The organism is Duganella phyllosphaerae (assembly GCF_001758785.1).
Lineage (GTDB): Bacteria > Pseudomonadota > Gammaproteobacteria > Burkholderiales > Burkholderiaceae_D > Rugamonas > Rugamonas phyllosphaerae.
Genome location: NZ_LROM01000002.1, coordinates 22,828 through 49,375, shown reverse-complemented (window position 1 = coordinate 49,375; position 26,548 = coordinate 22,828). Strand labels below are relative to the sequence as shown.

19 protein-coding genes are annotated in these 26,548 nt (G+C 66.9%); 4 read left to right on the top strand and 15 right to left on the bottom strand.

Annotated elements, in window-relative coordinates:
- Positions 1–77 precede the first annotated feature (77 nt).
- Entirely contained in the window at positions 78–4,223 is a 4,146-nt protein-coding gene (locus tag DUPY_RS00195) for a CheR family methyltransferase (RefSeq protein WP_070245720.1), read from the top strand.
- Between the two features lie 65 nt (positions 4,224–4,288).
- On the opposite strand, the gene DUPY_RS00190 is transcribed toward DUPY_RS00195, so the two are convergent.
- Together DUPY_RS00190 and DUPY_RS28200 are read right to left on the bottom strand one after the other, a co-directional pair.
- Complete coding sequence (locus DUPY_RS00190) at positions 4,289–4,804, bottom strand: DUF4142 domain-containing protein (protein WP_070245719.1); 516 nt, start codon at positions 4,802–4,804, stop codon at positions 4,289–4,291.
- Positions 4,805–4,925: 121 nt separating this feature from the next.
- Complete coding sequence (locus tag DUPY_RS28200) at positions 4,926–5,090, bottom strand: hypothetical protein (protein ID WP_167358996.1); 165 nt, start codon at positions 5,088–5,090, stop codon at positions 4,926–4,928.
- Between the two features lie 214 nt (positions 5,091–5,304).
- Between DUPY_RS28200 and DUPY_RS28725 the strand changes: the two genes are divergently transcribed.
- The 3 genes from DUPY_RS28725 (at position 5,305) to DUPY_RS00175 (ending at position 11,463) form a co-directional block, all read left to right on the top strand.
- The gene (locus DUPY_RS28725) at positions 5,305–6,591 is read left to right on the top strand and encodes a polysaccharide biosynthesis/export family protein (RefSeq protein ID WP_229255180.1); all 1,287 of its coding nucleotides are present in this window, start codon (positions 5,305–5,307) and stop codon (positions 6,589–6,591) included.
- 22 nt (positions 6,592–6,613) lie between these two features.
- Positions 6,614–8,941: a GNVR domain-containing protein gene (locus tag DUPY_RS00180; RefSeq protein WP_070245746.1), complete on the top strand. Its 2,328-nt coding sequence runs from the start codon at positions 6,614–6,616 to the stop codon at positions 8,939–8,941.
- A gap of 269 nt (positions 8,942–9,210) precedes the next feature.
- Entirely contained in the window at positions 9,211–11,463 is a 2,253-nt protein-coding gene (locus tag DUPY_RS00175; protein ID WP_229255179.1) for a right-handed parallel beta-helix repeat-containing protein, read from the top strand.
- A gap of 14 nt (positions 11,464–11,477) precedes the next feature.
- Here the strand turns inward: DUPY_RS00175 and DUPY_RS29140 are convergent, their stop codons facing one another.
- The 13 genes from DUPY_RS29140 to DUPY_RS00110 form a co-directional block, all read right to left on the bottom strand.
- On the bottom strand, positions 11,478–13,262 hold the full coding sequence (locus DUPY_RS29140; RefSeq protein WP_070245717.1) for a sugar transferase: 1,785 nt from the start codon (positions 13,260–13,262) through the stop codon (positions 11,478–11,480).
- Positions 13,256–14,419, bottom strand: coding sequence for a DegT/DnrJ/EryC1/StrS family aminotransferase (locus DUPY_RS00165; protein WP_208599969.1), 1,164 nt, complete (start codon positions 14,417–14,419; stop codon positions 13,256–13,258). Before DUPY_RS00165 ends, DUPY_RS29140 begins: the two co-directional genes overlap by 7 nt.
- Before the next feature lie 192 nt (positions 14,420–14,611).
- The gene (locus DUPY_RS00160; RefSeq protein ID WP_070245715.1) at positions 14,612–15,859 is read right to left on the bottom strand and encodes a glycosyltransferase family 4 protein; all 1,248 of its coding nucleotides are present in this window, start codon (positions 15,857–15,859) and stop codon (positions 14,612–14,614) included.
- Between the two features lie 9 nt (positions 15,860–15,868).
- Positions 15,869–16,672 carry a polysaccharide deacetylase family protein gene (locus DUPY_RS00155; RefSeq protein ID WP_070245714.1) on the bottom strand — a complete coding sequence of 268 codons (804 nt, stop codon included), beginning with the start codon at positions 16,670–16,672 and terminating at the stop codon, positions 15,869–15,871.
- The gene (locus tag DUPY_RS00150; protein WP_070245713.1) at positions 16,669–17,388 is read right to left on the bottom strand and encodes a hypothetical protein; all 720 of its coding nucleotides are present in this window, start codon (positions 17,386–17,388) and stop codon (positions 16,669–16,671) included. Before DUPY_RS00150 ends, DUPY_RS00155 begins: the two co-directional genes overlap by 4 nt.
- 8 nt (positions 17,389–17,396) lie before the next feature.
- Positions 17,397–18,113 carry a hypothetical protein gene (locus DUPY_RS00145; RefSeq protein WP_070245712.1) on the bottom strand — a complete coding sequence of 239 codons (717 nt, stop codon included), beginning with the start codon at positions 18,111–18,113 and terminating at the stop codon, positions 17,397–17,399.
- Positions 18,100–19,242, bottom strand: a complete 1,143-nt coding sequence (locus DUPY_RS00140; RefSeq protein ID WP_070245745.1) for a glycosyltransferase family 4 protein — start codon at positions 19,240–19,242, stop codon at positions 18,100–18,102. Before DUPY_RS00140 ends, DUPY_RS00145 begins: the two co-directional genes overlap by 14 nt.
- A gap of 1 nt (position 19,243) precedes the next feature.
- Positions 19,244–20,488 (bottom strand): hypothetical protein, encoded by a 1,245-nt coding sequence (locus tag DUPY_RS00135; RefSeq protein ID WP_070245711.1) that lies wholly within the window; start codon positions 20,486–20,488, stop codon positions 19,244–19,246.
- Positions 20,475–21,908 carry an MATE family efflux transporter gene (locus DUPY_RS00130; RefSeq protein WP_229255178.1) on the bottom strand — a complete coding sequence of 478 codons (1,434 nt, stop codon included), beginning with the start codon at positions 21,906–21,908 and terminating at the stop codon, positions 20,475–20,477. Before DUPY_RS00130 ends, DUPY_RS00135 begins: the two co-directional genes overlap by 14 nt.
- A gap of 23 nt (positions 21,909–21,931) precedes the next feature.
- A complete protein-coding gene (locus tag DUPY_RS00125) occupies positions 21,932–23,026 on the bottom strand; it encodes a DegT/DnrJ/EryC1/StrS family aminotransferase (protein WP_070245710.1) in 1,095 nt (364 codons plus the stop codon).
- 14 nt (positions 23,027–23,040) lie between these two features.
- Positions 23,041–23,631 carry an acyltransferase gene (locus tag DUPY_RS00120; protein WP_070245709.1) on the bottom strand — a complete coding sequence of 197 codons (591 nt, stop codon included), beginning with the start codon at positions 23,629–23,631 and terminating at the stop codon, positions 23,041–23,043.
- A gap of 9 nt (positions 23,632–23,640) precedes the next feature.
- Positions 23,641–24,702, bottom strand: a complete 1,062-nt coding sequence (locus tag DUPY_RS00115; RefSeq protein WP_070245708.1) for a Gfo/Idh/MocA family protein — start codon at positions 24,700–24,702, stop codon at positions 23,641–23,643.
- A 66-nt stretch (positions 24,703–24,768) separates the two neighbouring features.
- A complete protein-coding gene (locus tag DUPY_RS00110; RefSeq protein WP_070245707.1) occupies positions 24,769–26,436 on the bottom strand; it encodes a UDP-N-acetylglucosamine 4,6-dehydratase family protein in 1,668 nt (555 codons plus the stop codon).
- Between the last annotated feature and the right edge of the window lie 112 nt (positions 26,437–26,548).

Below are 26,548 nucleotides of genomic sequence, written 5' to 3'. Positions count from 1 at the left end.
ACGTCGCATATTTAATACAGATGGAAAAATTTTCAACGGTGTAAAATTGACCTTCTTTTTTTACCGGAACTGCTGATATGGCCCCGTCCGATCATTCTCCCCAGCGCATCCATCTTGTCCAGGACAAGGTCATGCGCAGCGCCCAGCAGTTTCCGGTGGTCGGCCTCGGCGCATCTGCCGGCGGCATCGAGGCGCTGCTCGATTTCTTCGGACATGCCCCGGTCGATACCGGCGCCGCTTACGTAGTGGTCATGCATTTGTCGCCGGTGCACGACAGTAATGCCGACGCCATCTTGCAGCGTGCCACCCGCATGCCGGTGGTGGCGGTCACCAGGCCGGTGCACGTGGAACAGAATACGGTGTATATCATTTCTCCCAATCTGACGTTGGAGATGAACGACGGCTACCTGCGCGTGGGCGAACGTAAACCGGGCGGGCCGCCGGTGGCGATCGACCAGTTCATGCGCACGCTGGCGCTGGCGCACGGGCCGCGCGCGGTCGCGGTGATCTTGAGTGGCACCGGCGTGGACGGCATCGGCAGCCTGTCGCTGGTGAAGGACCAGGGCGGGATGGTGCTGGTGCAGGCGCCCGAGGATGCTGGCCAGTCCGGCATGCCGCGCGCAGCCATCGACACCGGCTTTGCCGACTTTGTATTGCCGGCAGCGCAAATGCCGCACAAGCTGGCCGACCTGTGGCGCAATCTCCGCAATCTCCGCAACCTCCGCGACATCGATCTGCCGCAGGCGGCAGCCGATGCGCCGACGCCGTCCGAGCCGGGACAGTACGAGATCGTGCGTGAAATTCTCGGCCTGCTGCGCACCCGCACCGGCCACGATTTCTCAAAATACAAGCAGGCCACGGTACTGCGCCGTATCGAGCGGCGCCTGCAGGTACGCGAGCTGCACGCGCTGCAAGACTACCGCGACCTGCTGCGCCAGGAACCGGCTGAAGGAAATGCCTTGTTGGCCGACATGTTGATCGGCGTCACCCAGTTTTTTCGCGACCGCGAAGCGTTCGACGTGCTCGCGCAGGACGTCGTGCCCGAGTTGTTCCGCGACCGCCACGACGACGACCTGGTAAGGGTGTGGAGCGTGGCGTGCTCCACCGGCCAGGAAACCTATTCGCTGGCAATGCTATTGGCCGAACATGCCGACAGCGCCAACCTCGGCTACAAGTTCCAGCTGTTCGGCTCCGACATCGACGAACGCGCCATTGCGGTGGCGCGTGCCGGCCTGTACGCCCCCAGCATTGCCGACGACGTGGGCGAGGCCCGGCTGGCCCAGCACTTTACGCGCGAGGACGGCCGTTACCGCATCCGTAAAACACTGCGCGACACCATCCTGTTCGCCAGCCAGAACGTGCTGCGCGATCCGCCGTTCTCGCGGCTCGACCTGATCAGCTGCCGCAACCTGCTGATCTACCTGAACCGCGACACCCACGCGCAATTGCTTGAAATGTTCCATTTCGCCCTGAAGCCGGGCGGCTACCTGTTCCTGGGCAGCTCCGAATCGGCCGATACGCTGGCCGAGTTTTTCATGCCGGTCGATAAGAAGAACCGCCTGTACCGCGCCAAGCCGGCGCCGCGGTTTGCCCGTACGACCACGCCAATTCCGCTGGTAGTGGCGCCGGTGCCACACCTGGCAGCGGCCAACCCGGCCCAGCCCGACAAGGTGATTTTTTCGTATGCATCGGTGCACCAGCGGCTGCTGGCCGAATACGCGCCGCCCAGCGCGCTGGTCGATCATGATTCTAATATCGTGCACCTGTCGGAAGGTATCCACCAGTTCCTGCGCCATGCCGCCGGCGAGCCCTCGCGCAACCTGATCACGCTGGTGGAGCCCGAGTTGCGGCTCGAGTTGCGCACGGCGATGTTCCAGGCCATTCAAAGCGGCAAGAGTGTTGAAACCCGCCGGATTGTCATGCAGCGCGGCGAGCGGTCGTTCTACGTCAATATCGCGGTGCGCCCGGTGTTCGATGTGAACACCGGCACCGACTTCGTGCTGGTGCTGTTCCACAAGGCCGAGCAGACCACGGAAGAGCAGGTCATCAACGCCGACGGCGTTGAACAGGACGCTGTGCTCACCGGCCTCGAGGAAGAACTGCGCCGCACCAAGGCGCAGTTGCAGGACACGGTCGAGCATTCCGAAACCTCCAACGAGGAACTGAAAGCGTCCAACGAAGAGCTGCAAGCGATCAACGAAGAATTACGCTCAGCAACAGAGGAGCTGGAAACCAGCAAGGAAGAGCTGCAATCGGTCAACGAGGAACTGGTGACCGTGAACTACGAGCTCAAGAACAAAGTGGAGGAAGCGGGCAAGGTCAACGACGACCTGCAAAACCTGATTACGTCCACCGACATCGCCACCATTTTTGTCGATCGCAGCCGCCGCATCAAGCGCTACACGCCGCACGCGGCCACGCTGTTCAACCTGATCCCCGGCGACGTCGGCCGGCCGTTGCACGACATCACCCACAAGCTCGACTATCCCGAACTGGCCACCGACGCCAGCACCTCGTTCGACACCCTGCGCGTGGTCGAGCGCGAAGTGAGCAGCGACGATGGCCGCTGGTTCATCAGCCGCATCCTGCCGTACCGCACCGGCCAGGACCGCATCGATGGCGCAGTACTCACGTTTATCGACATCACGGGCCGCCGTCGGGCCGAAGAGCAGATGCGCCGCAACGAGGAACGCATGCGCCTGGTGGCTGCCAGCACCAAGGATTACGCCATCATGACGCTCGATTGCGATGGTCGCATCACCAGTTTCAACAGCGGCGCCGAGCGCATCTTCGGTTATACCGAGCAGGAAGTGCTGGGCCGCCACGACGCCATCATCTTCACCCCCGAGGACCGTGCAGCGGGCGCGCCGGACGACGAAAAGCGCCGCGCGCGTGAAGACGGCCGTGCCGAAGACGAGCGCTGGCACCTGCGCAAGGATGGCAGCCGGTTCTTCTGCAGCGGCGTGATGGCGCCGCTGGCCGACGGCGAATTCTTCGGCTACGCCAAGATCGGCCGCGACCTCACCGGCCGCGTGGAGCACGACCAGCAGCGCTCGGAGCAACTGGCGCTCGAACGCGACCGCCGCGCCGAGGCGCAGACCGCCAATGCACTCAAGGACGAGTTCTTGGCCGTGATGTCGCACGAGCTCAAGCATCCTCTCAACCTGATCCACCTGAATGCCGACCTGATCTGCAGGCTGGCCGGAGCCCAGGGCAATGCCGTGCTGAACAAGGCGGCCGAAACCATTCGTGCCTCCACCGTCAGCCAGGCCAAGATCATCAACGATTTGCTCGACCTGTCGCGGCTCAAGACCGGCAAGATGGCGATCAACCGCCGCCGCATCGATCTCAACGTCATGACACGCACGATCGTGGACGTGGTGCGCGCCGACCCGGCCGCCGCCAACCTGCACATTGCGCACCGCGAACCGGACGAATCGCTGTGGCTGTATGCCGATCAAACCCGCATCGAGCAGGTGATCTGGAATTTGCTCAACAACGCCATCAAGTTTACGCCGGCGGCCGGCACCATCGACGTAATGCTGAGCAGGGAAGGGGACCAGGCCCGGCTCGACGTACGCGACAACGGCCAGGGTATCGCGGCCGAATTTTTACCGACCATTTTCGACATGTTCGGGCAGGGCACGCCAAGCATCGTGCGCGGCACCAAGGGCCTGGGCATCGGCCTGGCCATGGTGCGGCAAATCGTCGAACTGCATAACGGCCGGGTGGAAGCGGCGTCCGGCGGCAGCGGCCACGGCGCCAGCTTCACGGTCTGGCTGCCGCTCGACAGCCGCCGCCAGGAACGTGAAACGCTGGCGCCGTCACAGGGCGCAGCGGCGTTGGAGGGCGTGCGGATACTGGTGGTGGACGACAGCGAAGATGTGATGGAGGCGTTCACCCAGCTGCTGCAATTTACCGGCGCCACGGTGCGCCCCACGACGTCTCCCCACGCCGCGCTGGCTATACTGGCGGAAGAGGACATCGACTTGCTGATTTCCGACATCGGCATGCCGGAGATGGATGGGCTGGCGTTTATCGGCGCCGTGCGCACTGGCGCGCGCAACGCCAGCGTGCCGGCAATTGCGGTCACCGGCTACGGCCGCAAGGCCGATATCGAACGGGCGCTGGAAGCCGGCTTCGACACCCACGTCAACAAGCCGGTGGAAATCGACCAGGTGGAAGCGGTGGCCCGGCGTTTGCTGGGCCGCGATGGCGGTTGAGCGCCTTTACCTGGCCGACTTGATTCCTGGCCCCTTGAGACCGGTACGAGTTGTTACTTGAGTGGCTACTTGAGTGATGCCTGGAGTTTTTTGGCCATGTCGCCATGCTCGGCAACAATCGGTTCGAGCTTGGTGGCCAGCGCCTTGATATCGGCGTCCTTGGCGCCGGTCATGTCTTTTTTGAGCTTGGCGTGCACTTTGGCATGGTCTGCCACGCCGCCTTGCTTGATGTAGGCCTTGTCGAATTCCGTGCCCGACAGCTTTTGCAGCTCGGCCGCCATTTTCTGGTGGGCAGCGTCGGGCGCAGTGGGCAACGTGATGTTTTTCGCCGCCGCGACCTTTTTGGTATCGTCCAGCCCGGTGGTGTGATCGTCGATCATCTTCTGGGCAAACGCCTTGACGTCGGGGTTGGCCGATTTTTCAACCGCGATCTTTCCGGCTGCAATTTCGGCCAGGTTGGCCTGGGCGATGGCGGCCAGGCGGTCGGCATCGGCCTTGGCCACCGTGGCATTTTGGGCGAACGCGACACCGGTGGCGGCGAAAGCGAGCGAGAGGGCGGCAAGCAAGCGGTTGGTTTTCATGGGCTATCTCCTGGTTGAATGGACAGTGCCGTGCACTGCGAACCAGTAGTCTGCTTCGCCCACCCTCCTAAGCTCTGTGCGCCATGTCACCGATGCGTGTTCAGATCACGCATCGGCTGCGTCAGGCGCGGAACGCGCGGCGCATGCCGTCGAAGTCGACTGCCGGCTGGTGCTTTTCCACCGCTGCCGCCGTGACCTTGCTCGTCGGCGCGAATACCAGTCCTTGCACCAGCATTGCCGCCAGCAACAGCAGCCCGAAAATTGCAGCGATCTTGATCGTGACCATGATTGTCCCCTTCTGTATCGGCCGGTATGCAGATGCGTCCGGCGCTGGTTGTTATATCCAGAGTAGGCCGTACCCAGGCTAAAGGGAAGCTGTTTCGTCGGATAGCTGGTATTTCCGGGCCGGATGGCTGGTCAGCCGTGCAGGCGCGTTTGATCTTGCACAAGGCCGCAACGGTACGTGCCCACTACGCTGGTCGTTGGTCCGGGAGGCGATGATGGCGAAATTCCTGTATGCATTGTTGTTGTTTTACCTGTGCGGCTGCGCCGGTACCTCGCACCGTGCCCCCGCCCCTGGCGACGCGGATGTGATACCGATTACGGCGCAATGGCTGGCCGGGCAGCGCCGCGAACGCAATGTTGACGACGCTGCCAGCGCCGTGTCCGCGCTGTCGAGGCCAGCAGCATTGCCGGTCCCAGTCCCGATCCCGATCCAGGTCCAGGTCACGGTCCCGGTCCCGGGTTCGGTCCGGATTCCGGCCCCGGCTACCGCTGCGGGCACCGACAGCGCCTACCGGCTGGGCGTGGGCGACGTGCTGGCCGTCACCGTCTGGGACCATCCCGAGCTGACCGGCGCCGGCTTGCCGTCGCGATCCGACAACCTCGACGGCCAGACCGGACCACCGCCGGCCACCTTTGTCATCGACCAGCAGGGACAGTTACATTTCCCGTTTGCTGGCGCCGTGCCGCTGGCCGGCCTCACCCGCGAAGCGGCGCGCGACCGGCTGGTGCAGCGGCTGGCACGCTACTTCCGGGCGCCGCGCGTGACGGTGACGGTGATGGCCTACCGCAGCCAGCGCGTGTATGTCGAAGGCCAGGTGCGCACGCCCGGCCCGCAACCGATCAACGACATTCCCATGACCCTGCTCGAAGCGCTCAACCGCGCCGGTGGCCTGTTGCCAACGGCCGACCAGAGCCGCATCACGGTCGAACGGGCGGGGCAGCGTTACCGCATCGACCTGGCGGCGGCGATGCGTGGCGGGCCGCCGCAGCCGCAAGCACCCGCGGACAGTGCTGCCCCCAGCCAGGGGCACCCGGCTGCGATGCTGCTGGCCGATGGCGACGTGGTGCGGGCGCCGCCGCGCGACGAGAGCAAGGTGTTCGTCGGCGGCGAGGTGCTGTCGCCCCGCGCGCTGACCATGCACGACGGTCGCCTGACGCTGGGCGAGGCGCTGGGCGAGGCCGGCGGGCTCAATCCGCAAAGCGCAGATGCGGGGCAGGTCTACGTGGTGCGTCGGGCGCGGCATGGTGACGATGTGGCGGCTGAGGCTGCGGCTGCGGCTGATACTGGCAAGGTGTACGGCACCGGCGCCCCGGGGCGATCGCTGGTCTACCGGCTCGACGCCCGGTCGGCCAGCGCGCTGGCCCTGGCCGAGCAATTCGAATTGCAGCCGCGCGATGTCGTGTACGTGGCCGCCTCCACGCTGACCAACTGGCACCGCGCCATCAGCCAGCTGTTCCCGGGCGAGCTGTCGTCGGCCGTTGGCGTCACCACCCGGCCTTAGGATACCCACAATGGATGCCCCCATGGACGCCCCCCGCGACGCCGACACCTCCCGCATGCTGCGCGCGTTGCCGGGCGTGGCGCAGCCGGGCCGCCTGATCGAGTACCCGGCGCCGCCCGCGCCGGCCGATCCGACCATGCTGGCCTGGCGCGCCTGGTTCCGCGCGCTGGCCGCACGTCGCTGGCTGATCGTGGTGGTCGCCGCACTGTGTACGCTGGCGGCGCTCGGTTACGCGCTGGTGGCGCCGCCCGTGTATCAGGCCAACATGCTGCTGCACGTGGAAGAGGAGCAGCCCAATGCGTCGAAGAACATCCTCAACGAAGTGTCGTCGCTGTTCGAGACCAAGAAGGCCGCGATCGCCGAAATGGAGCTGCTGCGCTCGCGGCTGGTGGTGGCGCCCGCGGTCGATACCTTGCGCCTGTACATCCACGCGCGGCCGCGCTACTTTCCGCTCGGCGGCGAATGGATCGCCCAGCGCCGGGGCGGCCAGTTGTCGGCGCCGGCCTGGTTCGAACGCGGCGGTTACGCCTGGGGTGGCGAAAAAATCGACGTCGCCGTGTTCGATGTGCCAAGCCACTGGTATGGCCGAAAGTTCAACCTCATGGCGCTCGGCGGCGAGCGCTGGCGGCTGACCGATGGCGCCGGCCGCGCATTGCTCGATGGCCGGACAGGGCAGCTGGCGCGGCTGGCGTTGCCGGCCGGGCCTGCTGCGACGGGAGTAACTGGAGCGGACGGCACGGCGGGTTTCGCGGCGACGCGTACCACGCCCGATCACCTGGAATTGCTGGTCACGCGCCTGCGCGGCGCGCCCGGCACCCGCTATGTCTTGCGCCGCACATCGCGGCTGGCGGCGCTTGAAAGCGTGCAGCGGTCGCTGCAGATTTCCGAACAGGGCAAGCTGTCGGGCATCATCGCGGTCACCTTGCAGGGCAGCGATCCGCAGCAGGTATATGCCACGCTGACCGAAATCGGCCGCGAATACATGCGGCAAAACCTGGCGCGCCGTACCGAGGAAGCGCAAAAGACCCTGGCCTTTCTCGACCGCCAGTTGCCGGTGGCCAAGCAGCAGCTGGAAGCTGCCGAGGCCAGCTACAACGGCTTTCGCAGCGGCCACGAGACCATCGACCTGACCCAGGAGGTGCGCATCGCGCTCGACACGCTGGCGGCCGCGCAGGCACGACGCAGCACGCTGGTGCAAAAGCGCGCCGAGCTGCTGGGCCGCTTTACCGACGAGCACCCGGTGTTGCAGGCGGTGGCGCAGCAAGTGCGCGAAAACGACCGCGAGATCGGCGCGCTGGAAACCCGCATCAAGCGGCTGCCGCGCATCGAGCAGGAACAGGTAAGGCTCGAGCGCGACGTCACGGTCAGCACCAAGCTGTACACCGAGCTGCTCAACACGGCCCAGCAATTGCGCCTGATGGCGGTGGGCAGCATCGGCACCGTGCGCATGGTGGACATGCCGGTCGCGCCCGAGAACACGCTCAAGCCCAACCGGCCGCTGATCGTGTTGCTGGGCCTGGTAATCGGGGTGTTCCTGGGCGCGCTGCTGGCACTGGCCTGGCGCGCCGTGCGCGGCGGCATCGACGCACCCGAACGGATCGAGGCGCTGCTGGGACCGAACACGGTGCACGCGACCATCCCGCACAGCCGCAGCCAGGACCGGTTGCGGCGCCAGCTACGGCGGGCAGGCAAGGCCGAGCCCTCATCGAAGGCCGGGCAACAGCTGCCGGCGGTGCGCTCGCTGGCGCAGGCCGCGCCCGACGACGTTGCTGCCGAGAGCCTGCGCGCCTTTCGCGCCACGCTGCAATTCGTGTTGCCGCACAGTCGCAACAACATCGTGTGCTGCCTCGGTCCCACGCGCGCGGTGGGGGCGGCTTTTGTTTTAGTCAACCTGGCGCTGCTGCTGGCAGCCGGTGGCCAGCGCACCTTGCTGGTCGATGCCGACTTGCGCGACGGCACGCTGCACCAACACTTCGGTCTCGACCGCGCGGCCGGCTTGGCCGATTGCCTGGCCGGGATGTTGCAGCCGCACCAGGCGCTGCGCGCCGCGGTCGCGCCCCGGCTCGACTTCATCGCTGCCGGCGGCGCCGGGCCGCACCAGGCCGAACTGCTGCAGTCGAGGCTGTTCGCCGACGTGCTGGCGCGGCTGGGCGCGCGCTACGACGTGGTGCTGGTGACAGCGCCGCCGGTGCTGGTGGCGGCCGATGCGCTGGTGGTGGGCGCCAATGCCGGGTCGGTGTTCCTGGTGGCGCGCGCCGGGGTCACCACCGAGACCCAGCTGGGTGCGGCTGTCAAGCGTCTCAACCATGCCGGCATTGCGCCGCGCGGGGTGGTGTTCAACGACGTCTGACGCACTTTTTCAAATTGTTTTGAATTTTTTTTCACGCCGGACTTTGTCTCCCTTTTTGATTGAAAGCCGCATGCCTGCTGAATTTCGTCTTGCCGGTGTGCATGGTCTGATGACTCGAAATAAATCTTGTCAGAAATTTTTTGCTCAAAGCATTGAACTATAGAATTTGATGCAGATCAAACCTCGCTCATTCACTTTGAAATTGCGAGGAACGGCTGATGAAATCATCTGTCAACTATCTGTCTCAAACTGCTGGTGCGACTGCCTGCATGATCTTGCTCTCCGCCTGCGGCGGTGGTCAAAGCGATAGCGCCAGCGAGGCGCCCGCCGTCATGCTGGCCACGACGCAACTGTCGGATCAACCGGCGGCGGACGCCAGCTACAACGCGGCCGCCACCGCGCTGTACGTGGCCACCACCGGCGCCGACAGCAACCCCGGCACCAGCGCCAAGCCGTTCAAGACCATCGCACGCGCGGCCCAGGCGGCCACCCCGGGCACCGTGGTGCACGTGGCGCCCGGCACCTATGAAGGCGGCTTCCGCACCAGCACCAGCGGCACGCCGACGGCGCGCATCCGCTATGTTTCGGACACCAAGTGGGCCGCAAAGATCGTCCCGCCGGCCACGTCCGCCAATGCCGTGGCCTGGGACAACCGTGGCAGTTATGTCGATATCGATGGTTTCGACGTCGACGGCAGCGGCCACAAGGCCGGTACCCGCTGGGCCGTGGGCCTGTACACCGCCGGCTCGTTCGGAACCGTTACCAACAGCCATGTGCATCACATCGGCCAGGGCGCTTGTGCCTCGGGTGGCGGCATCGGCGCCGACAGCTATTACAAGGGCACCGGCAACGACGTGCTGGCCAACGTGGTGCACGATATCGGCGCGGCTGGTTGCAAGACCATGTCCGGGGTGTTCGTCAACAGCGCCGATAGCGACGTCAAGAACAACCTGATTTACGCCGTCTCGCAGGCTGCGGTGCTGCTGTGGCACGATGCCGCACGCGCGGCCGTGAGCCATAACACGATCTTTGCCGCCCATACTGGTATCGTGGTGGGCGGCGGCGATCCTTATGTGTCCAATGGAGTCAACGATTACTCGCGGGTAGCCAACAACATCGTGGTCGATACCCAGTACGGCGTGGTCGAGCAAGGTAACGTGGGCAGCAACAACACTTACACCAACAACCTGATGCACCAACAATCGGCCTATCCGTACATGTTGCTCAAGGGCGTAGCGGTGGCCACCATCGCGGCGGCGCCGCAGTTCGTCAACTATGTTCGTACCGGCGGCGGCGATTACCAGCTGCAGGCAACGTCGCCCGCAATCGACAAGGGACTTGCCGGCGACGCCACCGCAACCGACCTCAACGGCAAGGCGCGTCCTGCCGGTGCCGGTCCCGACCTGGGCGCCTACGAGTTCAACGGCGCCACGCCGAGTCCGACACCGACGCCTGCTCCGCAGCCAGTACCGGATGCAGCCCCTGCGACGGCGAACAACCTGTACGTCGCCACCACGGGTTCGGACAGCAACTCGGGCGCGCAAGGCTCGCCGCTGCGCACGATTGCCCGTGCTTCCGCGCTGGCCAAGCCCAACACCACGGTGCACGTGGCGCCGGGCACCTATGCTGGCGGCTTCAAGACCACCACCAGCGGTACCGCCAGCGGCCGCATTTACTACTATTCGACCGTCAAATGGGGCGCCAAGATCGTGCCGCCGGCCAGTTCCAGCAACAACATCGCCTGGGACAACCGCGGCAATTACGTCGACATCATCGGCTTCGAGGTCGATGGCAGCAAGCTGCAGGGCGGCACCGTGTGGCGCAGCGGCTTGTACACGGGCGGCTCGTACGACGTCATTCGTGGCAACCGCGTGCACCACATCGCCAACACGCTCGCGTGCAACGGTAGTGGCGCGTCGGCCATCGGCGTCGATTCTTACTACAAGGGCATCAAGGGCGATGTGATCAACAACTTCGTGCACGATATCGGCCCGGCCGGTTGTAAATACATCCAGGGCATCTACGTGAGCACGTCGGGCAGCGTGGTGGGCAACGTGGTATACCGCGTCTCGGAGGCGGCGATCCACCTGTGGCACGACGCCACCAATGTGATCATCGCCAACAACACGGTAGCCGCTTCCGGCACCGGCATCGTGGTGGGCGCAGGGGACTTCTACAACCGCACGGCGCCCAACGACTACACCCATGTCGTCAACAACATCGTGTACGACAACCGTTACGGCATCACCGAGCAAGGTTCCACCGGTACCCACAACACCTACCGCAACAACCTGGTGTACCAGAACAGCATCTACAACATCAGCCTGAAAAATGGTCTGCAGGCGACCGGTACGGTGTCGGCCGATCCACAATTCGTCGGCTACACGCGCAGTGGCACGCCTGACCTGCACCTGCGCGCCTCGTCGCCGGCCAAGGGCAAGGGCACGACCGACTACGCGCCCAAGACCGATATCGAGGGCAAGCCAGTCACAGCCCCGGTGACCATCGGGGCTTACCAGTAAGCAGGATTGAGCGGTCAGCCGGCATCGGCTGACCGCCCGGCAGGCGCGGTTTTTACGGTACGGGCGAGGTCCTGGTCGCCCGGCAAGCGGCGCCGCAGCAGCCGCCGCAGCCTGCCGGTCTGCGCTTCGAACGGCAAGTGAAACAGGTAGGCCAACGCCAGCACCACGGCCAGCATGGCGGCATACACCGCCAGGCTGGCTGCATCCCCCGGCGCCAGCAGCGCGCCGTCGCGGTACGACCACAACATCCGCTGCAACGGGATATGCACCACGTACAAGGTAAAGGAGAAGCCGGCCAGGAAGGCCCCGGTCTTTGCCACCGCCGCCACCGGCCGTCCCCGTCCCACGCTGCACAAGCACACCACCAGCAGCACTGCCAGCAAGAGGTCCGGCCCCAGGGTGGCGAGGGTGAAGTCGCCATCCTGGCCACCGAGGCGCAGCAGCGCCGCCACGACCAGCAGCACACCACGCCACAGCCAGCGCTGCGCAGCCGAGAAATCGAACCGCAGGCGCGACGCTGCCACCCCCAGCAGCCAGACCAGGAAGTAGCCGGTAATCGCCGCGCCCAGCAGCACCGTCAACGCCAGCGCCAGCGCCGCACAACCTGATCGCCACCAGGCAGAGCCGGCGCGCGCACCTGTCACCAGCAGCGGAAACAGCACGTAGTACCAGGTTTCGTTGGACAGGCTCCAGAGCGGAAAATTCTCGCCGAAAGGCGGCACGGCCAGGGTCTGCAAGCCCACCAGGTTGCCCAGCAGCGTGGTGAGAGACCAGGCCGAGCCGGCCATGGCGAGATCGGAGCGTGGCAGCGCGCCGGCCCATGCCAGGGCCAGCATCAGGACGAACGCCGGCAACAGCACGGTCCACAGGCGCGTGGCGCGGTCGACGGCATAGTCGCGCAGCGCCCGTGCCCGCGGCACGTTGTGGCTGCGGTCGAGGAATACGCCGCCCACCAGCCAGCCACTGAGTACAAAAAACACCAGCACCGCCTGGTGCGCAAAACCGGTGACGAACGCCAGCCCCTGGTACCACAGCGGCGGATCGGTCAAGGCGCCCAGGCCGGGAAACACCTGGGCCCGCAAGTGCGCAGCCGCCACCTGCAATGCGGCCAGCCCGCGCAGCCAGTCGATCAGCACCGACTGTCGGCCGCCCGGCATCAGCCGGCTGCTGCGCACGATGCGCAACAGCGGTCGCTTGCGGCGCACGCCGAACAGCAGCGTGGCCACCGTGCACAATAAAATCTGCAGGTCGATGGCGAAGCTGCGGCGCTGCACGTAGCGCGCATAGTAGGCGAGTTTGATGGGCAGTACCTGGTGCAGGTAGGCGTGTTCGGGGTCCGGCGCCTGACGCAGCAGTTCGCCCTCGTTGCGAAAGCGCAGCGCGGCCCAGTCGGTGATGCCCGGCGCCACCGACAACACCACCGAGCGCACGGCTGGCGGATAGTGGGCCACGTAGCGTGGTACTTCTGGGCGCGGACCGACCAGGCTCATGTCGCCGCGCAGCACATTGACCAGTTGCGGCAGTTCGTCGAGCTTGTGGCGCCGCAGCCAGCGCCCGGCGCGGGTGGCGCGCTGGTCGTCGGCCACCGACAACTGGCCATCGCGCTCGGCGCCGGCAGCCATGGTGCGGAACTTGATGATCTGGAACGGCGCGCCGTGCCGGCCCACGCGGCGCTGGCGAAACAGCACCGGGCCCGGCGAGTCGCAGCGTACCCATGCCGCCAACAGCAACAACAGCGGCGCCAGCAGCAACAGGCCCGCCAGTGCGGCGGCGATATCGAACAGGCGTTTGGCTAACATAGCAGCTCCGTCAGGGTGGCGATCACGCGCGCCTGGTCGGCGTCGGTCATGCGGGTGTACAGCGGCAGCGTCAGCTGCGCGTGGTAGCTGGCTTCGGCGTGGGGGAACTGCTCGGGGTGCAACTGGTAGCGGTCGCGCCAATAGGGCTGGCGGTGCAGCGGGATATAGTGGACGCTGGTGCCGATGCCGTGTTCCGCCAGCAGCTCGATCAGGCGGTCGCGCGCCAGCGGCGCCTGCGCCGTCAAGCGGACCGGGTACAGGTGCCAGGCGTGCTGGCTGCCGGGTGGCGCATCGGGCGGCAGTGTCAAGGGCAGGTCGGCCAGGCATTCGTTGTACTGGCGCGCCAGGTGCTGGCGGCGTGTTAGAAAGCCGTCGATCTTGCGCAGCTGGACGCGGCCGATGGCGGCGGCGATATCGGTGAGGTTGTACTTGAAGCCTGGTGCGACCACCTGGTAGAACCAGGCCGGGTGCCGGGAGACGAAGCGGTCGAACGCGTCTTCGCTGATGCCGTGCAGCCGCATCACCCGCACCCGCGCTGCGATGTCGGCCGCGCGGCAGACCACCATGCCGCCTTCGCCGGTGGTGATGGTCTTGTTGGCATAGAAGCTGAACACGGTGGCGTCGCTGTCGAGCGTGCCCACCAGGCGGCCGCGCAAGGTGGTGGGAAAGGCGTGGGCGGCGTCTTCGACCACGCGCAGGCCGTGGCGGCGGGCCAGCGCGACGATGGCGTCGATGTCGCAGGCCAGGCCGCCGTAATGGACCGGGATCACCGCGCGGGTGTCGGGCGTGATGGCAGCTTCGATGGCGTCCGGCTGCAGGCACAGGGTGTGCGGATCGACATCGACGATCACCGGGTCGGCGCCCAGGTAGCGCACCACTTCGGCGGTGGCGGTGAAGGTCATGGTGGGCACGATCACTTCGTCACCGGGACCGATGCCCAGCGCCTCCAGGGCCAGGTGCAGGCCGGCGGTGGCCGAGTTGACGGCGATGGCGTGCACGTCGCCGCCCAGGCAGGCAGCGAAGTCCTGTTCGAACTGGCGGCTGACGGGGCCGCTGGTAATCCAGCCGGAGCGCAGACAGGCGAGAACGGCGGCGGCTTCTTCCTCGCCGAGGTCGGGGAGGGCAAAGGGGAGAAAGTCGTCGGTTGATAAGGTCATCGTGATCTCCTTTGGTACCTGTTGGTGGTGTGGCTGTGTGGCTGTGATGCTGGCTATGGATTCCCGCGTGCGCGGGAATGACGGATTTTTCGCTCACGGTACTGCGGGTGGTAGCGGGTGGTAGCGAGTGGTTGCGGGTTGTAGCGACTTGTTGCGGGTTGTAGCGACTTGTGGCGCGCTGTTCAAGCTGGTTCAATGGGGCGGCGGACCGGGGCGGCAGCAGGCGTCGAGGTAGCGCTGCGCCAGCAGCCGGTAGTCGAGGTGGCGGCGGGCGTAATGGGCGCCGCGCTGGCCCAGTTGCTGGCGTTGCGGTGGCGGCAGGCTGGCCAGGCCGGTGATGGCGGCCGCCAGTGCGCCGGGGTCTTCGGGGGCGATGCTCACGCCGCAGCCGGCGTCGGCGACCGGGTCGTTGGCGGCGTCCACCGCGTGGATCACCGGGCGCGCCGCCATCAGGTAGTCGCCCAGCTTGTTGGGCGAGATGCCGTAGCGATACAGGGGCTGGCGCCGCCAGCCCAGGTAGGCGATGTCGAAGCTGCCCAGCAGCGCCGGCATGCAGGCCTTGGGCAATGGCGCCAGAAAATGCACGTGGTGCAGGCCGTCCAGGTCCACCCGCCGCTGCAGTTGCTGCTTGTCGGGGCCGGCGCCCGCCAGCACAAAGGCGAGCGGCTGGCTGCGCAGCAGGCTGGCCGCGTCGAGCAGGGTGTCGAGCGCGTTGGCGCTGCCGTGGCTGCCGGCGTAGCCGACCAGCGTGCGGCCCTGGGCGCGCAGGGTGGCCAGCAGCGACGTGACAGGTGCCGGCAGCGGCGGTGGCGCCGCTTCCCATTCGGCCGGGACCACGCCGTTGGGCACCACGTGCAGCTTGTGCGGCGCCATGCCGCGCGCCACCATGTGACCACCGGCGTGCGGCAGGATCGAGATCACGGTATCGGCGTGGCGATAGGCATAATCCTCGGCCGCCTGCATCACCCGGATGAACGGATGGCGCGGCGACATGCCCCCGAGTTCGATCGGTGACAGTGGCCACAGGTCGTGCACCTCGAACACCAGGCGGGCGCCGGCCAGTGCGGCGATGCGGCGCGCGGGCCAGATATCGGCCGGGTAGGTGCTCGATGCGATCACCAGGTCGGGCCGCTCAGCGGCCAGCTGTTTCGACTGCTGGTACAGGCGCGCGATAAAGGCGGCGAGATTGGCTGCGCGCCCCGCGCCATTGCCTTCGTAGGCGGGCGTGGCCAGCCAGCGGTAGGCGATGCCGTCGATCTCTTCGTCCAGCACGGCGCGGCCGTTCAGCTGCGGTGCCTGGGCGCGCAGGTGCGAGGCGCTGGCCGCCACGATGCGTACCCGGTGGCCGGCACGCACCCACTCGCGCGCCAGGTAATAGGGGCGGTATTCCATGCCGTGGCGGATCGAGCCGGCGTAGTGATTGATCAGCAGGATGTTCACGGGAGCTCCTTACCAGCGCAGTGCATCGAGCGCGCGCACCAGGTTCTTGTGACTGTTGGCGGCCCAGCCGGCGTGCCACTGTGAGGGGTGCGTGAGCAGGCAGATGCGCCTGTGCCTGCCCAGCGCTACCTGCGGCGCCACCGGGTGGAAGTAGCGCGGCGCCGGCTTGTCGCTGATGTACAGGTCAAAGCTCGACAGCAGTTCGTGGTCGTAGCACTCGGCAGCGATGCCGCAGCGGGCGCGCAGGTCGCTGTCGTCCAGCACCGCGCAATTGGTGATGCCCAGGCGCCGGTTGGCGAAGTCGCCGTGGCTGGCTACCGTGTGCAGCTTGCGGCCCAGCGTGGTCTCGATACGCTGGAAGTTGGCTTCGAATTCGGCGCGGATCTGGTCCAGCCGCGCGCTTACCTGCTCCGGGAGTTTCAGGTGCGTGCGTTTGGCATAGGTGGCCAGCTCCTCGTAGTGGTAGCTCGCTTCGCTGCCGTAATCTTCGATCGCTCGCATGAGGCCGAAGTCCAGCGTGGACAGGCGGAAGTAGTAGCTGGCGCGCACACCGTGGCGCTGCTCGATCTCGAACATGCGGCGGGCGGTGGCCAGGTCGGTGTCGATGTCGTGGCGGTGGACCAGCACCGGCGGCGATGACCAGCGGTGGCCGACGCCGTTGCCGCTGTTCTGGCTGCGCAGCGCATGCAGCCAGCTGCGCACCGAAGTCTGGCGGTAGCCGTGATCGCGCGCTTGTGCCAGCAGGGCGTCGTAGTGCGGCAGCCGGCACGGCATCAGGTAGTCGGCATACAGCCGGTTCAGGATGGTTTTCATTGCAGTGTGTACCGCACGCGGTAGGGCGTGAAGCCGAGCAGGGTTTTGAATTGGCGCAGGCCGGGCTGGGCGCCGAAGAAGGTGTCGTACATCACGTAGTCGGGGCCGTCGCCGGAGCGACGTTCCGCCAGCAACAGGTTGACGATGTCGGCGATCATCAGGTGCATCACGCCGTCGTTGTTGCGGTAGCCAAGCAGCTGGGCGAATGCGGCAAAGTTGCCGAAGCGGCCCATGTTGGCGTAGGCAACCAGCTGGCCGCACTTGTCGAACACGCCGAAGTAGCGGTAATGGCACTGCGGCTCGTAGCGGGCAGCTTTTTGCTGGTAGTGCGCATCCATCGGCCGTCCCTGGCGGTTTGGCACGCTGGTGTTGATGGCATGGATGGCGTCGATGTATTCGTTGCGGTCGATCTGCGCCAGCCGGTAGCCGCGCTTGCGCGCCTTGCCCACGTAGCTGGCGGCGCCGCTGCAGGGGTATGCTGCATTGTCAGCCAGCAGGCGCAGGTCGATCAGCGCCACGCCGAACTGCTTGTGGCCGATCACCTTGTAGCGCGGATGGCGGCGGGTGAACAGTCGATAGGTATTGCGCACGTCCTCGGGATGGTAGCGGGTGTCGAAGCACAGCCTGGCGACAGGCAGGCGCGCCACGTCAAGTACGAGCCGGCAGCCCTTGACGAGGGGGGTAAAGTCGATCAGTTGCGGGAGCTTGACGAGCATGGTGTTCCTTATGCAATGGCGTAGCGGATGCGGTAGGGCGCGAAACCGAGCTTGCGCTTGAATTCGCGCAGGCCGGGCAGGGCGCCGAGGTAGGTGTCGTACATCAGGTAGTTGTAACGGTATTCGTCGATCAGGCGGCAGGCAATATCGGCCAGCAGCAGGTACATCACGCCGTCGCTGTTGACGCCGAGCAGACGATCGGTGGCGGCGAAGTCGCCGTAGATGCCCAGGTCGCAATAGGCCACCAGCTTGCCGCCGGCATCGAGCACGCCGTAGTAGCGGAAACTGTCCACCGCCACGTAATGGTCGGTGCGGTCGGCGTAGGCCGGGTCCATCGGACGGCCCTGGCGCACGTGTTGCGAGGTGTTGATGCGATGGATGTCGTCGATGTAATCGTTGCGGTCGATCTCGGCCACCGTGTAGCCGCGTGCACGTGCGCGCCGCGCCTGGTAGCCTGCATGGTCTTTTTGCGCCACCGACTGCAGGTAATCGGCGCCGCTGGCGAACGCGCGCAGGTCGATCAGCGCCACCCCCAGCGACTTGTTGCGCACGATGCGGTAACGCGGGTGCGGCATGGTGAAGCTGGCGTGGGTGCGCCGTACCAGCTCGGGATTGAGCGTGGCGTCGAAACACAGCCGGGCGCGTGGCAGGCGCACGATGTCGCCGAGCAGTCGCAGCCGCGCCAGCACGGTGGGCCAGAGTCCGGAATTGTCAGAGGTGGTCATAGAAGTCGATCAGCTTGGTGGACTGGCTGCGCCAGTTGTAGCGGGTGCGCACCGCGCGGCGGCCGTTTTCGCCCATGCGGCGGGCGATGTCCGGGTGGCCGGCCAGGTAGTCGATGGCGGCGGCTATCGCCGGCGGGTCGTACGGATCGACGCACAGGCCGCAGGCGCCACCAGCGCCCCCCGTGCCGCTCACTGCGCCGTCCGCGCCGTCGCCTTCGATGATCGCCCGCCAGCGCGGAAAGTCGGAGGCGATTACGGGGATGCCGGCAGCCATGTACTCGAACATCTTGACCGGCAGCGCGTCGAGGTGATTGAGCGTGGGGTGTAGCGTAACCAGTCCCGCGCGCGAGGCACCCAGCAGCGCCGCCACGTCGCCGCGCGCCAGCTGGCCGAGGGCGTCGACGTGGCGCCAGCCGGGGCGGGCGTGCAGTTGCGCGGCCAGTGCCGGTTCGCTGAAAGCGCCGGCCAGCTGCAGCCGCACCGGGGTTTGCAGCAGTTCGCAGGCGCGCACCAGTTCGGCGATGCCGCGTATCGCCGACAGCCCGCCGGCGTAACACACTTGCAGCGGCTTGTCGGCCCAGGCCAGGTCGGCGCCGAATTCCTCGGGCATCGGGTAGTTGTTGATGTCCACGGTGGCGCGGTTGATGCGCTCGAACCGTTCGCGGATGAACGGCGTGGCCGTGATCACGCCATCGAGCCGGCGGCAGGCCTGGTGCTCGAAGCGCGCATAGGCGGCGGCCAGCGCGCGCCGCGTCCAGGGCGGCAGGTAGGGCTTGCCGAGCAGCTGGCGCGGCACGTCTTCGTGGGCGTCGAAGATCACCTTGCAGCCGTGGCGTTGCAGCAGCAGGCCAGCCGGCAGCAGCTCGGGATCGTGCAGCTGCACCACGTCGGGCGCCAGCGCCAGCGCGCAGCGGTAGACCCGGGTGGTGGCCGAGATCATCCGTTGCAGCCGTCCGCGCGCGGCCCCCGCATCGACGATATGCACGCCATGGCGATGTTCGTCACCACGGCCGTCGGCCACCACCAGCGTGACCCGGTGGCCGTGGTCGGCCAGCGTGCGGCACTGCTTGCCGAAGATGCGGGCGTCGTGACGCGGATGGGCGGACGTCAGGTGGGCGATGCTGAGCATGTCAATCTCCCGCGCGGTACCGCGCATAAGCGCCCAGCGCGGCGCCGATCAGCATGTCGCTGAAAAAATGCGACAGGCACAGCAGCAGCAGGGTGCTGGCCAGGAGGCTCCAGGCCAGCAGGAAACGGTGGTCGCGGCTGGTGCGTCCACCCAGCAGGTAGCCGTGGATGGCCAGGTGCGTGAGCGGGTAAAGCAGTAACGCCAGCAGCGCTGCAAAGCCCAGCAGGCCGAGGTCCACCCACGCCGACAGGATGTTGTGGGCATAGCGCCCGCTCGGGTAGCTGCCGTAGTCGCCCAGAATTGGATGGTCGGCGATGGTGCGCAGCGCCTGTTCGGTCAGTGCATGGCGGGCGCTGGCGGACGTGGAGTGCGACAGGTCGAGCAGTTCCAGGGTGCGGTTGCCCGGCACCGCCGCCACCAGCGCATCGAGATTGAGCTGCAACAGCATGATGGCTCCTGCCATCAGCACCAGCATGGCCAGGCGCGAACGGGCCGCGTGCAGCTCGAACAAGGGGATCAGGAACAGCAAGGCGCCAAACTCGCTGCGTGCGGTGTTGATGTACAGCGTGGGCAGGCCCAGCGCATACAGCGCCCAGCGCAGCGCCGCGCGCCGGGTGCAGGCCAGCAGCACCACCATCGGCAGCAGGTACGAACGCGAGAAACCCTGGTAGGTGGCCACGCTTTCCGGGTCGCGCGCGGCGCCCAGCGCGGCGAGGTAAAACGTGCCGTCGACCGCGTAGGCGAACACCACCGCCGACATGGCCGCCAGGCTGGCCAGCAGCGTGACCTGGAAACGTTTCGATTCGAAGTCGAGGGTCTTGAAGATCACGAACAGCACGAACATGTACAGCAGGCCCAGGGTATGGTGGCTGGTGGCGCCACCGCCAGCCAAGCCCATGTGCAGCACGATGATGGCGGCGTAGTAGGCCAGGAAGGCCAGCCACGCGACATCGACCCGGTGCACGCGCCAGCTGTGCGCGCGCATGCGCAGCAGGTAGGACAGCAGCAGCGGCGCCAACATCAGCAGCGAAATCCAGGCAAAGTAGCCGCCGAGATAGGCGCGGATCAGGCCCAGTCCGAGCAGCGTCTGGTAGGCGAAAAAGCCGGGGAACAGCAGCCAGAACGCCAGTTCGGCCCAGGCCGGCCCGAGCAGACTGAGCAGACCTGGCGCACCGGCGCGGCTGCCGGCCGCATGGACCTGCGCCAGCGGCGTCGACTGGAAGGTGATCGCGTCAGCCGGCAACATGGAGCCTCCGGCCCGACGGGCGCTCGCGTGCGTAGCGGTACGACAGGTGCAGGTACACCAGGTACAGCAGCGAATAGCCGATGCTGTAGGCCAGCACATTGTGCGCCAGCGACAGCGGCGCCATGAACGCAGCCACCGTGGTGGCAAACAGCGCGACCTGCCATAGCAGCTCGATCTTTTGCCGGCCCGCCACCGAGAACACGTAGCTGAGCGGACCGGCGACAAAATTGAGGAAGAACAGCGGCGCCATGATTTGCGCCAGTTCGCCGGCGCCGCGCCAGGCCGGCCCGAACACCAGGCCGAACAAGGCGGGGGAGGCCAGCCACAGTACCAGCGCCGGCGCCGCGCCCAGCGCCAGCAGCACGCGCAGCGCGTGGCGGTAGGCGGGGCGGCAGTCGCCATGCTCCTGGTACTGGCGTACCGATTCGCGCTTGAACACTTCCAGCACCGATGCCGCCAGCAGCGAAATCGGCGCGGCCAGCACGCGCTGGGTGAGCGCAAACAACCCGGCCGCCATCACGCCGTGGCGCGCGCCGATGATCAGCAGCGGCAACTGGCCGACGGCCGCGTTGAGCAGGCTCGATGGCAAAGTGAAACGCCAGAAGGCGCGGTGGCGGCGCAGGTAGCGGCGCTGCGCGGTGGTGGGCAGCAGGGCGGCCAGGTTTTGGCGGCGCAGCCGGCGCAGGTAAGCCAGCCATCGCAGGGCTGCGCTACTGGCGACTGCGGCCGCGTTGTTTGCTCCGGCGGCATTGACATCGCCAGCTTGCCGCGCCGTGATGCCGGAACCGAAACGGCGCAGCGGCAAGTTCAGCAGCCGGCGCGCAGCCACCAGGCCGACGGCCATGCCCGCCAACTGGCCGGCCAGCAGGGCGTCGCCGCCGGTGCCGGCCAGGTGCGAGGTCAGCCAGGGCAGCCCCGCCAGCAAAGCCAGTAGCGCCAGCTGTACCCCGGCCACGCCCCCGGCGGCCACGATGCGCGCCTTGGCGGCAGCGGCAAAGCCGTTGTGCGAGGCGGCGTAAGCCAGCGTGGTCTGCATGCCGGCGGTGAGCCAAGCCGCCAGGCCCAGCGTCAGTATGCCTGGCCACGACATGGCGACCAGGTCCAGCCACCGCGCCGCCAACAGCGCCACCGTCAGCACCACCGCCAGCCAGCTTGACGACCATGCCACCACGCCAAAGCACAGCCGCTGGCGGATGCGGCCCGGATCGACCACCATGGCAAACTCCATGCGCAAGGTGGCCGCCACGGCGGCAATGGCGACGATGCCCAGCCACACGCTGAACGCGCCCAGTTCGGCCGGGGTGCACAGCCGCGTGATCAGTGGCGCGGCCACGATGGGCAACGCCTGCGCGGCCAGCGATCCGCCCAGGACCGTGAGCAGGTGCTTCCAGAAGGTGGGCAGGGCGGTCATGTTGGTCATGGCGGTCATCCCGGCTCAAGCAGTTAGGCGTCGAGCCCGGCCAGCACGGTGGCGGCCACGCGGGCTACGTCGGCCTGGCTCAGGTGCGGTCCCATCGGCAGGCTCAGCACCCGCCCGGCCAGCAGCTCGGCCACCGGGCAGGAGACGTCGTCGTAGCGCAGGTAGGCCGGCTGCAGGTGGATCGGCTGCGGGTAGTGCACCACGCTGGGGATGCCGGCGGCCGTGAGCGCGGCCTGCACCGGCTGGCGGCGCGGCGGCACGATGGTGTACTGGGCCCAGGCGCTGGCCTTGCCGCCACCCAGGGTTTCGACACGGCTGCCGAAACAGCGGTCGTAGGCGGCAGCCACGCGGCGGCGTGCGGCGATCTCGTCGTCGAAGGTGGGCAGCTTGGCCAGCACCACCGCGCATTGCAGGGTGTCCATGCGGCCGCCCACGCCCACGCGGGTGTGGCGATAGCGTTCGGCCTGGCCGTGGATGCGGATCTCGCGCATGGCGCGCGCCAGTTCGTCGTCGCTGGTGAAGATGGCGCCGCCGTCGCCGTAGCAACCGAGCGGTTTGCTGGGGAAAAAGCTGGTGCAGCCGATGGTGGACAGGTTGCCGCTGCGCTGGCCGCCGGTTTGGCCAGGATAACTGGCGCCAAAGCTTTGCGCGCCATCCTCGATCACGGCCAGGCCGTGGCGGCGCGCGATGTCGTTGATGGCGTCCATGTCGGCTGGCTGGCCGTACAGGGAGACGGGCATGATGGCGCGGGTGCGCGCGCCGATGCGGCGCCCGATGCGGGCCGGGTCGAGATTGCCGGTGGCGCGCTCGACATCGACAAACACCGGCCGCGCGCCAGCGAGCACGATGGCTTCGGCCGTGGCGATGAACGAAAACGGCGTGGTGATCACCTCGTCGCCGGGCTGCACACCGAGCGCCATCAGGGAAATGAGCAGCGCCTCGGTGCCGGACGAGACGGTGATGCAGTGGCGCGCGCCACAGTACTCGGCCAGTTGCGCTTCCAGCTGCGCCACCTCGGGCCCCATGATGTACTGGCCGTGGTCAAGCACGCGCTGGATGCCGGCGTTGATATCGTTGCGCAGCAAGTCGTATTGCTGTTTCAGGCCCGTGAATTCCATCTGTCTCTCCTGGATTAGCTTGCTGTTTGAACGGTGCAGACACCGCCCGCCACCGTGTACACGTCGCCGGTGTGCGGGCAGCGCGCCTGGCCATCGCCATGGGCGGCGCGCGGCAGGTCGAGGCGTTCGCCGTGGCGGCTGACCCAGCCGATGTGGCGCGCCGGCACCCCGGCCATCAGTGCGAAATCGGCCACGTCGCGGGTGACCACGGCGCCGGCGCCGATCATCGCGTATGCGCCGATGGTCACGCCGCACACCACGGTGGCGTTGGCGCCGATCGACGCGCCCGTTCGCACCAGCGTGCGCCGGTACTCGTGCTTGCGCACCACGGCCGCGCGCGGATTGTGGACGTTGGTGAAGACCATGCTGGGACCGCAGAACACGTCGTCTTCCAGTACCACGGCGTCGTACACCGAGACGTTGTTCTGGATCTTGACGTTGTGGCCGATGACGACGTCGTTGCCGATGAAAACGTTCTGGCCCAGCGAGCATTGGCTGCCGATGCGCGCACCGCCGCACACGTGGCTGAAGTGCCAGACGCGGGTGCCGGCGCCCAGCACCGCGCCGGCATCGACTATCGCGCTGGCGTGCACAAGGTTGTCCATGGTGCTCTCCTAGTAGTCGAGCGGCAATGCCACGCGGCGGCCGTCGCGCGCGGAGCGGTAGGCGGCGATCAGCACTTCCAGCGATTTCAGTCCTTCGCGCCCGTCGGTTTCCGGCTCGGCCTCGCCGCGCAGCACCTTGACCACGTTGTCGTAATAGAGCGGGTGGCCGAAGCCGTAGACCGAGGCGGTTTCGTAGCTGGCCTGTTGGACTTTGGCGTCGTCGTCGTGGGGCACGGCAAAGTCCCATTGCTGCACCTCGTTGACGGCCACGCCGCCGATGCGTGCGGTGCCGGTCTCGCCGAGGATGGTGATGCTGCCCTCGAGGTTGTGCGGGTAGGCCAGCATGGTGACGTTCATGGAGCCGAGCGCGCCGTTGCGCCAGCGCAGGCTGATCACGCCGGTGTCTTCCACTTCGATGTCGCGCGCCAGGGTGGCGGTGTACGCTTGCAGGCTCTCGATCGGGCCGATGATCCAGTCGAGCAGGTCGACATAATGGCTGGCCTGGTTCATGAAGGCGCCGCCGTCGAACTCCCAGGTGCCGCGCCACGGCGCGCTGTTGTAATAGCTTTGCGGGCGAGTCCAGAACACGTTGAGATTGACCATGTAGATACGGCCGAAGCGCTTTTGGTCCACCGCCCGCTTGAGCAGTTGCAGCGTGGCGTTGCGGCGGTTCTGCTTGACCACGAACATGCGCACGCCGGCCGCATCGCACGCGCCTACCATGCGCTTGGCGTCTTCCCAGCGCGTGGCCATCGGCTTTTCGGTGATGACGTGGCGGCCAGCCCGCGCTACCCGCACCGCCTGGTCCGGATGCAGCCCCGACGGCGTGGTGATGATGCAGGCGTCGATGTCGCTGCGCGCGAGCATGTGGTCGAGGTTGTCGAACGGGACGGCGCCGGTGTCGGTAGCGGCGCGGTCGAGCGCGGCGGCATCGACGTCGCACACGGCCGCCAGTTCGCAGCGGTCGGCATGCTGGGCCAGCGCGCCAAAATGGTTGCGGGCGATGCGGCCGCACCCGACCAGGGCGAAGCGCAGCTTGCGGTCGGTGACGGCAGGGCAGAATTGACGCATGGGGCTACTCCTTGCGGTGGAATGAAGATCTGGAACGACAATTGGAAGCACAGTCAGGAAGCAAAATCAGGAAGCGTGGACCGCCACCGGCGCCACGGCCGCCACCGGTGGCACGCGCAGACGGCGCAGCGCGGCCTCGCTGTCGGCGCTGCGCACGGCGGTTTGCGGCGTGAATTCGGTGATGATGGTCTTGAGCATGGCCTCGATCAGGCAGCGGTCGTTGCTGGCGCAAGCCACCAGCAGCAGTTCCAGGTACTGGTCGAGCAGGGCGGCGGGCAGCGCCTGTTCCTTCATGCGCAGGATGCGCGGGTGGCGGCTGGGGGTGGCGCCGTCGGCGATGAGCAGCTCTTCCTGCAGCTTTTCGCCGGGGTACAGGCCGACGTAACGGATGTCGATGTCGCCCTGCGGATGGTGCGGGGTGCGCTCGGTCAGGCCGGCCAGCGCGATCATGCGCCGCGCCAGGTCGACGATGCGCAGCGGCGCGCCCATGTCGAGCACGAACACCTCGCCGCCTTCTGCCATGGCGCCGGCCTGGATTACCAGTTGCGCGGCCTCCGGGATCAGCATGAAGTAGCGTTCCATGGCGGCGTCGGTGATGGTGAGCGGGCCACCTTGCTGCAACTGCTGGCGAAACAGCGGCACCACCGAGCCGGATGATCCCAGCACGTTGCCGAAGCGGACCATGCTGAACGTGGTGGCGCCGGACGCATCATCTTGCGCGGCCTGGAACACCAGTTCCGACAGGCGCTTGCTGGCGCCCATGATGGTGCTGGGCCGCACCGCCTTGTCGGACGAGACCAGCACGCAGGTGTGCACGCCGTGGCGCGCGGCGGCGGCAGCGACGTTGCGGGCGCCGACGACGTTGTTGCGCAGTCCCTCGACCATATTGGTTTCGACGATGGAGACGTGCTTGTATGCCGCCGCGTGATAGATGGTGTGGATGGCCGCGTGGCCCATCACGCGTTCGAGCATGCGTTCGCTGCACACGGAGCCCAGGTGGGCGTGCAGCACCAGTTGCGGCCAGCTTGTGCGCAGTTCCTGGGCGATGGTATAGAGCGCGAACTCGCTGTGATCGACCAGGTGCAGGCAGCGCGGCGCCAGGCTGGCGATTTGCCGGCACAATTCGCTGCCGATCGAGCCGCCGGCGCCGGTGACCAGCACGTTCCTGCCGCGCACGCAGCGGGCGAAGAGCGCGCTGTCGGGCTGCACCGGCGGGCGGCCCAGCAGTTGTTCGGGGGCGAAGTCGGGCAGGGGGCGGCGCGCGGCGCGATCGAGCGTTGGCGGTACCTGGTGATGCAGAAGCGAGCGCAGCAGGGCGCGCATGCCGGCGCGCGAGGCGATCAGGTACAACATCGCCAGCGGCCAGTACATGGCCAGCACCGGGCCGGGAATGCGCGCCACTGCGCCATCCTTGGTCAGCAGGTACAGCGCGACAGTGGCCGCGCCCAGCGCCAGGCCGGCCAGGATGAGCGTGCGCTGTTCGAGCTGGCGCAGGGCTGCGCCGTACAGCGATGCAATCGACAGCGCCGAGACGCTGAGCGCGGTGAGCAGAAAAGCGGCGGGCCACGGCGGCATGGCGCCGGTGATGACTGCCATCGCCAGCACCAGGCACAGGGGCAATGCCGCGCCATCGGCCACGCACATCAGCAGGCGTTTGCCGCTGCGGTTGATGGCGGCCAGCCGCACGCACAGCTGGCGGAATAAAACAGCGGGGTATTGGACGGAAACGGACATTGTGCGGTACCTTCAAAAAGCATGCGAGGCCTGGGTGGGCGGCTCGGGATGCACTGATTGTCGGCTGACCAGCACTGAGGGACTTGACTCCCGTCAAACGGCTACACGGAGC